The organism is Streptomyces sp. P3, assembly GCF_003032475.1.
Classification (GTDB): Bacteria; Actinomycetota; Actinomycetes; order Streptomycetales; family Streptomycetaceae; genus Streptomyces.
The window spans coordinates 8,667,288-8,681,164 of sequence record NZ_CP028369.1; the positions used below are offsets into that span (position 1 = coordinate 8,667,288).

Consider the following 13,877-nt stretch of genomic DNA (forward strand, 5'->3'; position numbering starts at 1 on the left):
GCCGAAGCGGGGCTGTGCCGCTGCGCGGCGTACGCCGACGTCGCCCTGTTCTTGCAGACCACCCCAGGGAGAACCCCGTGAGAAAGTCCCTTCGCGCACTCGCCACACTGGCCGCCGCCGCAACCGCCCTCGTGGCGGGCCTCGGTGCGACGGCGGCCGCCGGGAGCGGGAGCGGCCCCGCTCACCACTCGCACCATGACGGCTACGGCCACACCAAGATCCGCCGCGGGATTCCGGTGACCGCCGAACGGTTCCGGCTCTCCAGCCCGGACGTGCGCGACGGGGGCCGCATCCCCGAGACCGCCTGGGCGAACGGCTTCGGCTGCACCGGCGGCAACCAGCCGATACGGCTGCGGTGGAAGGGGGCGCCCAAGACCGCGCGCGGCTTCGCGGTGTCCATGCAGGACCTGGACGCCTCCACCGGCAGCGGCTTCTGGCACTGGATGGCCTGGGACATCCCGGCGGACACCACCAGCCTGGGCCGCGGACTGCCGGCCGGTGCGACATCCGGCACCAACGACGGCGGGCGCGCAGGCTACGCGGGCCCGTGCCCGCCGGCCGGGGACATCACCCACCGCTACCTGATCACCGTCTACGCCCTGGACACCCCGAGCCTGGATCTGCCGGCCACCAGCACACCGGCCGTGGCCGCCTTCACGCTGAGCGGCCACGTCATCGGCTACGGCCGCATCACGGCCACCGTCCGACGCTGACCCGACCCGACCCGACCCGACCCGACGCTGACCTGACCTGACCTGACCCGGACCGCCGCCCCAGCGATCGGGCACGGCGGCCCGAGAAACCCGTCCCACCACCCAGGAAAGAAACGAAGCAATGAGCGCCAACGACCCCTTCGCCAAGCTCCCCGACGTGCCGGGCTTCACTGTCACCAGCACGACCGTGGACGACGGAGGCACCTGGCCCGCCGCACAGATGTCCGGCATCGTCGGTGTCCCCGGCGGCAAGGACATCTCCCCGCAGCTGTCGTGGAGCGGTGCCCCCGAGGGCACCAGGAGCTACGCCGTCACCGTCTACGACCCGGACGCCCCGACCGGCTCCGGATTCTGGCACTGGGCCGTGGCCGACATCCCCGCCACCGTCACCGAACTGCCCGAGGGCGTCGGCGACGACACCGGCTCGGGCCTGCCCGAGGGTGCTTTCCAACTGCCCAATGACGCACGTCTGGCCCGCTTCGTGGGCGCCGCCCCGCCGCCCGGACACGGCCCGCACCGCTACTTCGTCGTGGTGCACGCCCTCGACGTGGACCACATCGGCGTCCCGGCCGACGGCACCCCCGCCTACCTCGGCTTCACCATGGCGGGCCACATCCTCGGCCGCGCGGTCCTGACCGTCACCGCCGAGACACCCGCCTGATGCACCCCGAGGACAGCCGCGTGTCCGCGGTCACGGCGGAGCCGGTCGGGCACCCGGGCCCCTGGCCGGAGCTGCTCCACCCGACGCCGAGCGCTCCGTTCGAGGGAGTGCGCAGTTACCTGGACGTGCCGTACGCGGTGGCACCCGGCTTCCGGCCCCTCGTACTCGGCCTGCACCTGCCCGACGACGGCAGGCGCGCCGCACGCCCGGTGGCGGGACTCCTGACGCGGGGGCTGAACGGCCGTTGGGCCCCCGAAGTGCTCACTCTCCCCGCGCCCCCGCCTGCCGGATGACCGCGCGCAGGAGAGGGCGGCTCAGCGCGCCGGCCGCCAGGATCCCGCCGACGCCGACGGCGGAGCACGCCGCGAGAACGGTCGCGCCGTGTGCGTCGAACGACGAGCCGCCGTCGGCCGCCGTCATCGATCCCGCGCACATCAGCCCCGTGGCGACAGCCCCGCCGGCCGGCACGGCGACCGGGACGAGCGTCTCGCGGTAGCGGGCGGCGTCCAGGACGCGCAGGGGGCCCGGCCAGGTGCGGCAGTTCCCCTGCTCTCCCCTTCCGCCACCGGACTAAGGACACGGTGGCCGTACGCGAACCGTACGGCCACCGTGTCGGCATGACGACCTCCGGCGGCGGCCGGGCCGCTCTGCCTGCTACTGCCAGACGTACCAACGGCAGTGGTACATACCCGCGTCGTCCCAAAACCGTCTGCTCGTTGTCCGTCGCCGAATACCGCAGGGTGGATGTCGTACCGCACCGCTGGTCCGGTGAGACGGCTGCCGATCGTGTTCCACCCCGACCGCCGGACTCCTCCCGGGCCGATGGGCGGCCCCGTCCGCCGCGGCGCGAACCGTGTCCCGAGACGCCGACCCGACCGGCGCCGCTCGGGATGTGGCAGCCATGACGCCGCCCGGCGGGACTGGTCCCACCAGCGGTCCCCCACGCCCCCCACCCAGGAGATCCCCGCCGCTCGCGGCACCAGTGCTTACCACCACCCGTCCTCCGCCGACCGAGAGAGTGGGCATGTCCATCGAACCCCCCGAGTCAACAGTGGCTCCACCCGAGGGATCTCCCGAGACAACTTCGTCCGACCCGTCCAGGCGCACGTTCATCGCGACCACCACCGTCGTGGGCGGTGCGGTCGTGGCGGGCGGCCTCATAGCCGGGCCGTCCGTGTTCGGCGCCGAGCGCGCGGACGCCGCCGAGGCGTCGCCCAGCAGTCGCGTCACCCTGACCGTCAACGGCGAGCGCCGCACCGTCACGGTCGACAACCGCACCTCGCTGCTGGACCTGCTGCGTGAGCACCTGGATCTGACCGGCTCGAAGAAGGGCTGCAACGCCGGTGCCTGCGGCGCCTGCACCGTCCTGGTCGACGGTCGCCGGGTCAACTCCTGCCTGACGCTGGCGGTGCGGCTGGAGGGCGCCGAGGTCACCACCATCGAGGGCCTGGCCAAGGGCGAACGGCTGCACCCGCTGCAGCAGGCGTTCATCGACCAGGACGCCTTCCAGTGCGGCTACTGCACCCCGGGACAGATCATGTCCGGCGTCGGCTGCATCCAGGAGGGGCACACCGGCTCGCCGGAGGAGATCAGGGAATTCATGAGCGGCAACATCTGCCGCTGCGGCTGCTACGTGAAGATCGTGCGGGCGGTCGAGCAGACCACGCGCGGGAAATGAGGCACGGTCCCCATGTACCCCTTCTCCTACACCAGGGCCACCACCACCCGGCAGGCCCTCGACGCCGGCCGTGACGGCGGGCGTTACATCGCCGGCGGCACAACACTCGTCGACCTGATGCGTGAGACCGTCGAACGTCCCCGCACACTGGTCGACATCAGCGCCCTGCCCCTGCGCGAGATCGTGGTCACCCAACGCGGGGGCCTGCGTATCGGCGCCCTGGTGCGGATGTCCGAAGCCGCCGCCCACCGGGGCGTACGCGCCCTGTACCCGGTCATCTCCGAGGCGCTGGAGCTGAGCGCGTCGGCGCAGCTGCGCAACATGGCGACCATCGGCGGCAACATCATGCAGCGCACCCGCTGCACCTACTTCCGTGATGTGACCGCCGCCTGCAACAAGCGGGAGCCGGGCTCCGGTTGTGCGGCGCGCGACGGATTCAACCGCACCCACGCGATCCTCGGAACCTCCGACGACTGTGTGGCCACCCACCCCTCCGACGTCGCCGTGGCCTTCGCCGCACTGGAGGCGACCGTGGTCGTGGTCGGCCCGGACGGAGAGCGCAGCGTGCCCTTCGCCGACTTCCTGTTCAGGCCGGGCAGCACACCACACCGCGAACAAGCCCTGCGTCGGGACGAGTTGATCACCGGCGTCGAGATCCCGGCCTTTCCGCGCCCGCTCAGGTCGGGCTATCTGAAGGTGCGTGACCGGCAGTCGTACGAGTTCGCCCTCACCTCGGCGGCCGTCGCCCTGCACCTCCGCGGCGGGGTGATCCGCGAGGCCAAGGTCGCCGCCGGAGGCGTGGGCACCGTGCCCTGGAAACTGCCCGCCGTCGAGCGAGAGCTGATCGGGCGGCGGCCGTCCGACGCCCTGTGGACCAAGGCCGCCGAGCGAGCGGCGGACGCGGCCCGGCCCCTCCGACACAACCGCTTCAAGGTCGAGTTGCTCAAACGGACCGTCGAGCGCCAACTGCGCGTCGTAGGGGGTGGCAAGTGAGCCCGCAGCCACAGGCAGCCGTCGGAGCGCCGCTGTCCCGGGTGGACGGGCGACTGAAGGTGACCGGCCAGGCGAAGTACGCCGCCGACCACGTCCCCCACGGGATGGTGCACGCCGTCGTCGTCGACAGCCGTGTCGCGCGCGGCCGTATCACCGGCATCGACACCCGCGCCGCGGACGCCCAGCCAGGCGTCCTGGGCGTCATCAGCCACCTCGACAAACCCGAGCTGGTCTACCGCGAGAACCAGGGGGCCTGGCTGGACCCGGCCGTCGGCGAACGACTGCACGTCTTCCAGGACGACAAGGTCCGCTTCTTCGGACAGCCTGTCGCCGTGGTCGTCGCCCGCACCCTGGAGGCCGCACAGCACGCCGCGGACCTGGTGAAGGTCTCCTACGACGCGGAGCGGCCCTCGACCGACCTGACGGCACCCGGAGTTCCGGAGAACGAGTCCCTGCCCCAGCAGAACTACGCGCGCGGCAACCCCGAAGAGGCGTTGGCCTCCGCGGAGGTGAGAGTGGAGAGCACCTACCGGCTCGCCCGCAACCACCACAACGCGATGGAGCTGCACGCCACCGTCGCCCGCTGGGACGGCGAGAGGCTCACCGTCTGGGACAAGACCCAGTGGACGCTGGGAGCGCGCGACGAACTCGCCGCCGTGTTCGGTATTCCGGCGCAGAACGTGCGCGTGGTCTCGCCGTTCGTCGGTGGCGCGTTCGGCAACGCGCTGCGTACCTGGCCGCACTCCACCCTCGCGGCCCTCGCCGCCCGCGAGACCGGCCGCCCGGTCAAACTCGTCCTGACCCGCGAGCAGCTGTACTACGGGGTGGGGTTCCGGCCCGCCTACGAGTACCGGCTGCAGGTGGGCAGCACCCGGAACGGACGCCTGGCCGCGGCCGTTCACCGTGTGCGGGGCGAGACGTCGAGGTACGAGACCTTCGGCGAGGGCGTGATGGTGCCGGGGCAGATGCACTACGCCACGCCCCACGTACGCCAGGCGTACCGGACCGTGCCGCTGGACGTGAACACACCGACGTTCATGCGGGGTCCCGGCTACTCCACCGGCGTCTTCGCCATGGAGTCGGCGCTGGACGAACTCGCGCACGAACTCGGCGTCGACCCGGTCGAACTGCGGCTGCGCAACGAACCGGAGGAAGACCCCGCGAGCGGGCTGCCGTTCTCCACCCGGCGGCTGCGGGAGTGTCTGCGGGTCGGCGCCCGCGAGTTCGGCTGGCAACGGCGCAATCCCAGGCCGCGCTCCCGGCGGGACGGCGACTGGCTCATCGGCATGGGCATGGCCAGCGGGGTCTACGACACCCTGCGCATGCGGTCCGAGGCACGCGTCAGGCTGGACGCCGACGGCACCGCCCTGGTGCAGGCGTCGACCAGCGACATGGGTCCCGGCACCTACACCTCCATGACCCAGCTCGCCGCCGACGCCCTCGGCCTGACCATGCGCACCGTCCGCTTCGAACTCGGCGACTCCACCTTCGCCCCGTCCCCGCCGCACGGCGGCTCGCAGACCATGGCCGGGGTCGGCTCCGCGGTCCAGGACGGCTGCGACAAGCTGCGGCAGGAGGCGATCAAGCTCGCCGTCGAGGACGAGCGGTCGCCGCTGCACGGCGTCGACGCGGCCGACGTGGTGGTCCGCGGCGGACGGCTGCACGTGGCCGCCGACCCGGCGCGTGGCGAGACCTACCGGCAGTTGCTGGCCCGCAACGGCCGTACGCACCTGGAGGTGACCGGGACCTTCACCCCGGCCGGGGACGACCGGTTCTCCATGTACGCCTACAGCGCGGTGTTCGCCGAGGTGGCCGTCGACCGGCGGCTGGGCCTGGTGCGGATGCGGCGGATGCTCGGCGTCTACGACGTCGGACGGGTCATCAGCCCCAAGCTCGCCGACAGCCAGGCCCTCGGCGGCATGGTGGGCGGCATCGGCGGGGCGTTGCTGGAGCACACGGTCACCGACCACCGCGACGGCCGGATCGTCAACGCCAACCTCGCCGACTACCTCGTACCCGTCAACGCCGACATCCCCGACCTGCGGGCCGTCTATCTGGACGGGGCGGACAACCACGCCGACCCCATCGGCGTGAAGGGACTCGGCGAGATCGTGGCGATCGGCGTGTCGCCGGCCATCGCCAACGCCGTCTTCAACGCCACCGGGCGCCGCGTCCGCGAACTGCCCATCACCGCCGAAGCCCTGCTCTGAACCCCGGACGGCCGGGCTTCCCTCCCCCGGGGGCCCGCAGCCGATCCGGTCGGCCCGCCGCCGCGCCGCTCTGTCCCCATGCCGGCGCGGCGGCGGGCTCCCCCCACGACCCGCCCACCGAAGGACACCTCTCATGCTGAACATCGCGGACACGCTGTACCGCTGGTGCCGCGAGGCCCGCCCCTTCGCCCTCGCCACCGTCATCCAGGTCAGCGGCAGCGCACCCCTGCCACCCGGCACCTCGCTGGCCGTGGACACCGACGGCGAAGCGGTCGGCAGCATCTCCGGAGGATGCGTCGAAGGCGCCGTCTACGAGTTGTGCCAACAGGTCCTGGAGTCGGGCGAACCCCCCATCCGGGCCTCGTTCGGCTACTCCGACGACGACGCCTTCGCCGTAGGCCTGACCTGTGGCGGCGAACTGGAGGTCCTGGTCCAGCGGATCGACCCCGCCGACCAGCCGCACCTCACCACCGGCCTGGAACAGGTGTCGGCCGGTGGGCCCGTCTCCATGGCCCAGGTGATCGACGGGCCGCAGGGCCTTCTCGGCCGCACCCTGTCCGTCTTCGGGGGCGGCAGTACGTACGACGGCACACTGGGCAGCCAGCCGACGGACCGTACGGTCGCCACCCAGGTCCGCGCGCTGCTGCGGGCGGGCCGGACCGGCCGCGTCGAGGTCGGCGGGGATGCCGACACCTGCCCGGAGAAGCTGACGCTCCTGGTCCACACCCACGCGGCGCCGCCCCGCATGCTGATCTTCGGTGCCGTCGACTTCGCCGCCGCCCTCAGCCAGGCCGGCCGCTTCCTCGGCTACCGGGTCACCGTCTGCGACGCCCGCCCCGTCTTCGCCACCCCGGAGCGCTTCCCGTACGCGGACGAGGTCGTCGCCGACTGGCCGCACCGTTACCTGGAGCGTGCGTCCGTGGACTCCCGTACGGCTGTCTGCGTCCTCACCCACGACGCCAAGTTCGACATCCCCCTGCTCCGCGTGGCCCTCGGCCTCCCGGTCGGCTACATCGGCGCGATGGGCTCCCGACGCACCCACGAACACCGCCTGGAACGTCTGCGCGAGGCCGGCGTGCCCGCCAGGCACCTCGCGCTCCTGCGTTCACCGATCGGACTCGACCTCGGCGCCCACACCCCCGAAGAGACGGCGATCTCCATCACCGCTGAGATCATCGCCCACACCCACAACGGCACCGGTCTGCCCCTGTCCCGTGTCCCCGGCCCCATCCACGGTTCCGTCCCCGTGGCCCAGGTGTCGTCACCGGCCGAGCTGCTCGCCGTATGAGGCCCCAGACGCTCATCGACACCCACGGCCGGGTGGCCACCGACCTGAGGGTCTCGCTGACCGACCGCTGCAACCTGCGGTGCACGTACTGCATGCCCGAGGAGGGCCTGCAGTGGCTGGCCAAGCCCGACCTGCTCACGGACGACGAGATCGTCCGCCTGATAGGCATCGCCGTCACCTCCCTCGGCATCGAGGAGGTCCGCTTCACCGGCGGCGAACCCCTGCTCCGCCCCGGCCTGGTCGGCATAGTGGAGCGGGTCGCGGCCCTTGAGCCACGCCCCCAGATGTCGCTGACGACGAACGGCATCGGCCTCAAGCGCACGGCGACGGCGCTGAAGGCGGCGGGACTGGACCGGGTCAATGTCTCCCTGGACACCCTGCGCCCGGACGTCTTCCAGACCCTCACCCGCCGCGACCGTCACAAGGACGTCATCGAGGGCCTGTACGCCGCCCACGACGCCGGCCTGACCCCGGTGAAGGTCAACTCGGTCCTGATGCCGGGCCTGAACGACGACGAGGCCCCGGACCTGCTTGCCTGGGCGGTGGAGCACACTTACGAACTGCGCTTCATCGAGCAGATGCCCCTGGACGCCCAGCACGGCTGGAAGCGCGACGGCATGATCACCGCCGGCGACATCCTGACCTCCCTGCGCACCCGCTTCGCCCTGACCTCCGAGGGTGCGGAGAAGCGTGGCTCGGCCCCCGCCGAGCGCTGGCTGGTCGACGGCGGCCCGCACGTGGTCGGGGTCATCGCCTCGGTGACCCGCCCGTTCTGCGCGGCCTGCGACCGCACCCGTCTGACAGCCGACGGCCAGGTCCGCACCTGCCTGTTCGCCACGGAGGAGACGGACCTGCGCGCGGTCCTGCGCTCGGGCGCCCCGGACGAGGAGATCGCCCGCATCTGGCGCCTGGCGATGTGGGGCAAGAAAGCGGGCGCGGGTCTGGACGATCCTTCGTTCGTGCGGCCGCAGAGGCCGATGTCGGCGATCGGGGGCTGACACAGTGACAGGCAGGTCCGGAAGGTACGAAAAGGCATGTCGGCTGACCGAGCCCACGACCCACGTCTCAGCGCAGCGGCTCCATCTCCCAACTGGCCAGCATCCGCAGGGCTTCCTCCGAGCGGGAGCCGGGCTCGGCGTGGTAGGTGACCAGCCGCATGGGGGCGCCCCCGGGCAGGGCCATGGGTTCGTGGACGAGGTCGAACTCTCCCACCAGCGGGTGCCGCACCCGCACGGTTTCGCCGACGGTCCCGCAGCTCACCTCGTGCCGTGCCCACAGCTGCCGGAAATCCTCGCTCTTCTGCGACAACTCCCGGATCAGCGAAGAGAAGTGCGGGTCCCCGGGGCTCTTGGCGGCGTTCATGCGCAACGCTCTCGCGATTCTCAGAGCGTTGCTGTCCGCATCGGCGAATCGCTCGCGCGCCTCGGACGAGAGGAAGGCCAGCCGGGCCGCGTTGCGCTCCCCGGGCGGTAACAGGCCCCAGTCCCCGAAGACGGCGGTGGTGAGCCTGTTCCACCCCAGGATGTCCAGGCGCCGGTCGACGACGTAGGCGGGCACCCCGAGCGCGTCGAGCAGGTGCTGCACGCCGGGCCGCAGTCGCTCCTGTGGGGGCGTGGCGTGCGTCGCGCTCTGCCGCTCGGGCTGGGCCAGCCGGACCAGATGCTCCCGTTCCTCCACGGTCAGGTGCAGGGCGCGGGCGACTGCGTCCAGTACCTCGGCCGACATCGTCTCGCCGTATCCCTGCTCCAGGCGCGCGTAATACGCGTACGACACCCCCGCCAGCTGAGCCAGTTCTTCGCGCCGCAATCCGGGAACCCGCCGCCGCCCGTACGAGGGCAGGCCCACGTCCTCGGGCTTGAGCCGGGCCCTGCGCGAGCGCAGGAACTCCCTCAACTCGCCACGCCGGTCGAGTCCGGACGTCTCCTGGTCACCAGGCGCCACATGTGAAGACATCTCTGCCCCCCGCTTGTCATACGTGCCTCGCTGATGTGGAGCAGCGTACAGCATCGAGCTCAAGAGTCATCTTGATACTCAGTCTCAAAGAGGTATAAGGTCTCTCCATAAGACTTCACCTCGAAACGGGAGTGTTTCTCGTGAGCAAGATCTGGTTCATCACTGGTTCCTCGCGCGGTTTCGGCCGTCAGTTCGTGATGGCGGCCCTGGAGCGCGGCGACAAGGTCGCGGCCACCGCCCGCGACACCGACTCCCTGGCGGACCTGGTGGCCGCGCACGGCGAGGCGATGCTTCCCCTGACCCTGGACGTCACCGACAAGACCGCCGTCACCGCGGCCGTGAAGCGGGCGCACGACCACTTCGGCCGCCTGGACGTCGTCGTCAACAACGCCGGCTACGGACTGTTCGGCGCCGTCGAGGAGCTGACGGAGCAGCAGGTCCGTGAGCAGATGGAGACCAACTTCTTCGGCGCCCTGTGGGTCACCCAGGCTGCCCTGCCCCTCCTGCGGGCCCAGGGCGGTGGTCACATCGTGCAGATCTCCAGCGTCGGCGGTGTCACCGCCTTCCCCAACCTCGGTGTCTACAACGCCTCGAAGTGGGCCCTGGAGGCCGCGAGCGAGGCCCTCGCCCAGGAGGTCGCCGGGTTCGGCATCAAGGTCACCCTCGTCGAGCCCGGCGGATTCGCCACCGACTGGTCCGGCTCCTCCGCCACCTTCGCAGGGCAACTGCCTGCCTACGACGACCTGCGCACGGCCCTGGCCGGCTACTGGAGCAACTTCCAGCCCGGCGACCCGACCGCCACCGGTGCGGCCCTGCTGAAGATCGTGGACGCCGACAACCCGCCCCTGCGGGTCTTCTTCGGCACCACCCCGCTCCAGCTCGTCCCGCAGGTCTACGCCGAGCGGCTGAAGACCTGGGAGGAGTGGGCCGACGTCGCCACCGAGGCGCAGGGCGGCGCCGCGTAACCGTAGGGCACGGGCGTCGGCCAGGGCCGGCGCTCGTCGCAGCAGCCCGGGAACGGCCGGCGGGCATGTGCGGTCCCTCGACGGGAGACCGCACGCCCGCGGGCCGTCGGCATCGGAGCGGCGACGAGAAGGCGACCGTCCTCGCCGCCGCTCGGCGCGGCGTGGGGGAGCCGACGGACTCGCTGAGCGGGCTTGTCGCAGTCGGCCCTGACTGTGCGGGAGGGTGGGGCGATCGAATGCGCCTTGCTCGGCGCGGGCAGGGAGGGCGAGGGTGACCCGCGGGGAGGGGCATGCATCAAGCGCTCCGCACTCTGATACTGAGTATCAAAGTGAGTCCTTGCTGTATCCTGCGGACATGTCTGACACCGCCCGTCCCGCCAACCAGTCCGCACGCAAGCCGCCCGGCCTGCGCGAGCGCATGCGTGCGACAGTTCAGGCGGAAGTGGTCGCGGTGGCGCACCGGCTCTTCACCGAGCAGGGGTTCGACCGGACCACCGTCGACCAGATCGCCGCCGAGGTGGGCCTGTCACGCGCCAGCCTGTTCAGGTACTTCGGCACCAAGGAAGACATCGTCCTCGGACGCCTGGAGGAGTCCGGCCGCCAGATCGCGGCGGAGTTCGCCGCCCGCCCCGACGACGAGCAGCCCTGGGAGGCGCTGCGCCGGGCCTTCGACGTCCTCACGCGGAGCAACGAGGCGGCGCCGCCCGAGCAGGTACTCAGCTATCTGCGCATGCTCCAGGAGACCCCGTCCCTGCGCGCCCGGCACCACGAGAAGCAGCTGAGCTGGAAGAAGCTGCTGGTGCCGGAGGTCGCCCGGCGGCTGGGGGCCGACCCCGACCGGCCCGAGGACACCAGGTCGAGCGCACTGGCCGCTGCCGCGCTCGCCTGCCTGGACGCAGCCTCCACGGCCTGGGTGGCCTGTGAGGGCACTGTCCCGCTGGCTGTGCTGCTCGACCGGGCCATGGGCGCGCTGGCGAAGTAGCCCGCCCCGCCGCTCCGTCGCGTGCTTCGCTTCCGTGCCCGGTGTGCCACGGAGGAAGCGGCTGCCGGCGCGACGAGCGCCCGCACGGGCCTGCCGGCCCAGGCCTGTGTGCGGCACGGCGGGACATGTCCTCGGCAGTCCGGACCTCCGCTACGGGGCGCTGTCACGCGCACCGTTCGCTGTAGCGGACCCTGCGGACAACGACCTCCCGCGACTCGGTCCACACACCGACCAGGCACCCGGTGAACCCGCCCGCCACTTCGGTGGAGAGATAGCGTCCGTCCAGGCGGGCGAGGACATCCGTGTCGGTTCCGTCGTCGATGCCCAGTTCGATGTCGTCCGGCCCGTTCCATGTGGGCTCCGTGGAGCGGACGCGGAGGGTGACAGGGGAGCCGGGCAGCGGGCGGGCGCGGAGCACCGATCGGACCGGTCCGATCTGTGCGACGGCGGTGACTTCGCCGCCGGCGACGTGCAGGCCGTACCAGTGGACACCATCGAGCCGTAGGGCGACCGTGAACGTACCCTCGCCCGGATCGACGACGAAGTCGGCCTCCCAGTGGTCTCCGCCGACCCGCGTGAACAGTCCCGACGGCTCGCCGGTCTCGCTCGGGACGTGGCCGACGACCACCCCTTCCGGCGCGTTGTGTACGAACCGGTCGGGACGCTGCCCTGGTGAGACCCACCTGGGATCCAGTGCGGGCGCGGAGAAGTCATCCTCGAAGTCCCGCTGTTCCGTGGGGACATGGCGTCGCGCCGGTTCGAACTGTGGCCAGTCGTCCACCCAACGGACGTCGGCGAGGAACGTCTCACGCCCGTTGACGTGGAAGCGGGGACTGCGGCCTCGTGGCCGAGTGCCGAGATACACCGCTGCCCACGACCCGTCGGGACGCTCGACCAGATCGGCGTGACCGACGTTCTGGACGGGATGAGCCGTGCTGCGGTGGGTGAAGACCGGGTTGTGCGCGGCGGCTTCGAAGGGCCCTCGGGGGCTTAGGGAGCGTGCGACCGACACCACGTGGCCCCGGTCGGTGCCGCCTTCGGCGATGACCAGGTACCACCGGTCGCCGCGCCGGTACAGGTGCGGCCCCTCGGAATGTGCCAGGCCGGTACCGTGCCAGATCCACCGCGGCTTCTCGAGGACCAAGCGCCGCTCAAGATCGACCGCGACCTGTCTGATGCCGATCTCGGTCTCCGACCACGAGCAGTACGTGACCAGGCACGTTCCCTCGTCATCCCAGGTCAGGTCCGGGTCAATGCCGTCGAGTTGGGAGAGGCACACCGGCGCGGACCACGGCCCGGCCGGGTCGCTCGCGTGGTAGATCTGATGACCGCCGCGAACGTCGTCGATGTTCGTAGTGATCAGCCAGAACCGGCCGTCGTGGTGGCGCAGCGTCGGGGCGTAGATGCCGCGGCTCGACGGCGAACGGCCGGCGGGGAACTGCTCGTCCCTCGTGAGGGCGTTGCCGATCTGACGCCAGGAGACCAGGTCCCGCGAATGCCAGATCGGAACGCCGGGGCTGTACTCGAACGACGAGTTGGCCAGGAAGTACTCCTCGCCGACCCGGCATATCGAAGGATCGGGGTACATCCCGGAGAGGATCGGGGCGGTCGCCGCGTCGGCGTACCCACCGCGTTCCGGCGGTGTCGGACTCATTGCGCACCACATTCCCGGGTTCAGGCACCGACTTGTGCGCCGGCCCGGCGGGCCGTGTCATAGGCGCGCAGGAAGCCGCACATGCCCAGGGTCTGCCGGGGCGGTTGGGCGATACGCGACACCTGCGCGTCGAACAGATGGTTGAAGTCGTCGCGCCTCAGCGCGCCGATCTGCCGGAGTGCCGTGTGCGCGGCAGCCAGCGCACCGTCGTTGACCGTCTTCTCCCAGGTGTCCAGGCGGGGTCGGACGAGCCGTACCGCTGCCGCGCAGAAGTCGTCGTACGCCGAGCGGTTTCCGCGCCGCCACTGCCGCTTCAGCTCGGTGAACCCCTCGACGGCCAGATCCCTGCGAGCCCGCGCACGGTCGGTGCCGGGCGTGCCGTCGGCGTCGAGGAGCGAGGCCGCGTCCGGGTAGGTGTCGGGGGAGAGGTACGGGGGTGGGAAGGTCATGACCGCGTCGCCTGCCTCCGGGAGGCCGCTGTTCTGCATGACGACGATCACGCGCAGGTCCTCGTCGTTGACGGCGCGGTGGATCGTGCCCGGGGTGAACCAGACGATGTCGCCGGGCCGCAGCTCGGTCGTCGTGGGCCCCTGGTGGTCGAGGGTTTCCAGTCGGCCGCGGCCGCTGACGACGACATAGCACTCCGCGCAGACGAGGTGCATGTGGGGCGAGCCGCCGTGTGCGTCGTCCGCCGCGGGCCAGGGGTACACCTCGAGCTGGCTGAGCCCCACGGCTCCGGGGAAGTCGGGCAGGGGGGTCACAGCGCGAACTCCCGCACGA

13 protein-coding genes are annotated in these 13,877 nt (G+C 71.5%); 10 read left to right on the forward strand and 3 right to left on the reverse strand.

The window, feature by feature from the left end:
- The first annotated feature begins 77 nt into the window (after positions 1 to 77).
- The 8 genes from C6376_RS38360 (at position 78) to moaA (ending at position 8,541) form a co-directional block, all read left to right on the forward strand.
- Positions 78 to 713, forward strand: coding sequence for a YbhB/YbcL family Raf kinase inhibitor-like protein (locus tag C6376_RS38360; RefSeq protein ID WP_254076247.1), 636 nt, complete (start codon positions 78 to 80; stop codon positions 711 to 713).
- A 121-nt stretch (positions 714 to 834) separates the two neighbouring features.
- Entirely contained in the window at positions 835 to 1,374 is a 540-nt protein-coding gene (locus C6376_RS38365; protein ID WP_107447638.1) for a YbhB/YbcL family Raf kinase inhibitor-like protein, read from the forward strand.
- 20 nt (positions 1,375 to 1,394) lie between these two features.
- Positions 1,395 to 1,667 carry a hypothetical protein gene (locus tag C6376_RS38370; RefSeq protein ID WP_159083383.1) on the forward strand — a complete coding sequence of 91 codons (273 nt, stop codon included), beginning with the start codon at positions 1,395 to 1,397 and terminating at the stop codon, positions 1,665 to 1,667.
- A gap of 731 nt (positions 1,668 to 2,398) precedes the next feature.
- Entirely contained in the window at positions 2,399 to 3,052 is a 654-nt protein-coding gene (locus tag C6376_RS38375) for a (2Fe-2S)-binding protein (RefSeq protein WP_173985813.1), read from the forward strand.
- A gap of 12 nt (positions 3,053 to 3,064) precedes the next feature.
- Entirely contained in the window at positions 3,065 to 4,045 is a 981-nt protein-coding gene (locus C6376_RS38380) for a xanthine dehydrogenase family protein subunit M (protein WP_107447642.1), read from the forward strand.
- A complete protein-coding gene (locus C6376_RS38385; RefSeq protein ID WP_107447644.1) occupies positions 4,042 to 6,255 on the forward strand; it encodes a xanthine dehydrogenase family protein molybdopterin-binding subunit in 2,214 nt (737 codons plus the stop codon). Before C6376_RS38380 ends, C6376_RS38385 begins: the two co-directional genes overlap by 4 nt.
- A 133-nt stretch (positions 6,256 to 6,388) precedes the next feature.
- On the forward strand, positions 6,389 to 7,543 hold the full coding sequence (locus tag C6376_RS38390) for an XdhC family protein (protein WP_107447646.1): 1,155 nt from the start codon (positions 6,389 to 6,391) through the stop codon (positions 7,541 to 7,543).
- Positions 7,540 to 8,541, forward strand: coding sequence for a GTP 3',8-cyclase MoaA (moaA, locus tag C6376_RS38395; RefSeq protein WP_107447647.1), 1,002 nt, complete (start codon positions 7,540 to 7,542; stop codon positions 8,539 to 8,541). The genes C6376_RS38390 and moaA overlap by 4 nt, the downstream gene beginning before the upstream one ends.
- A 67-nt stretch (positions 8,542 to 8,608) precedes the next feature.
- Here the strand turns inward: moaA and C6376_RS38400 are convergent, their stop codons facing one another.
- Positions 8,609 to 9,496, reverse strand: a complete 888-nt coding sequence (locus tag C6376_RS38400) for a helix-turn-helix domain-containing protein (protein ID WP_107447649.1) — start codon at positions 9,494 to 9,496, stop codon at positions 8,609 to 8,611.
- Positions 9,497 to 9,636: 140 nt separating this feature from the next.
- Here C6376_RS38400 and C6376_RS38405 point away from each other — a divergent pair, with 140 nt between their 5' ends.
- Together C6376_RS38405 and C6376_RS38410 are read left to right on the forward strand one after the other, a co-directional pair.
- The gene (locus C6376_RS38405) at positions 9,637 to 10,461 is read left to right on the forward strand and encodes an SDR family oxidoreductase (protein ID WP_216825653.1); all 825 of its coding nucleotides are present in this window, start codon (positions 9,637 to 9,639) and stop codon (positions 10,459 to 10,461) included.
- A gap of 355 nt (positions 10,462 to 10,816) precedes the next feature.
- On the forward strand, positions 10,817 to 11,443 hold the full coding sequence (locus C6376_RS38410) for a TetR family transcriptional regulator (RefSeq protein ID WP_173985814.1): 627 nt from the start codon (positions 10,817 to 10,819) through the stop codon (positions 11,441 to 11,443).
- 163 nt (positions 11,444 to 11,606) lie between these two features.
- On the opposite strand, the gene C6376_RS38415 is transcribed toward C6376_RS38410, so the two are convergent.
- Both C6376_RS38415 and C6376_RS38420 read right to left on the reverse strand, forming a co-directional pair.
- A complete protein-coding gene (locus C6376_RS38415; RefSeq protein WP_107447650.1) occupies positions 11,607 to 13,097 on the reverse strand; it encodes a glycoside hydrolase family 43 protein in 1,491 nt (496 codons plus the stop codon).
- A 20-nt stretch (positions 13,098 to 13,117) separates the two neighbouring features.
- The gene (locus C6376_RS38420) at positions 13,118 to 13,858 is read right to left on the reverse strand and encodes a cupin domain-containing protein (RefSeq protein WP_254076248.1); all 741 of its coding nucleotides are present in this window, start codon (positions 13,856 to 13,858) and stop codon (positions 13,118 to 13,120) included.
- Positions 13,859 to 13,877: the final 19 nt, after the last annotated feature.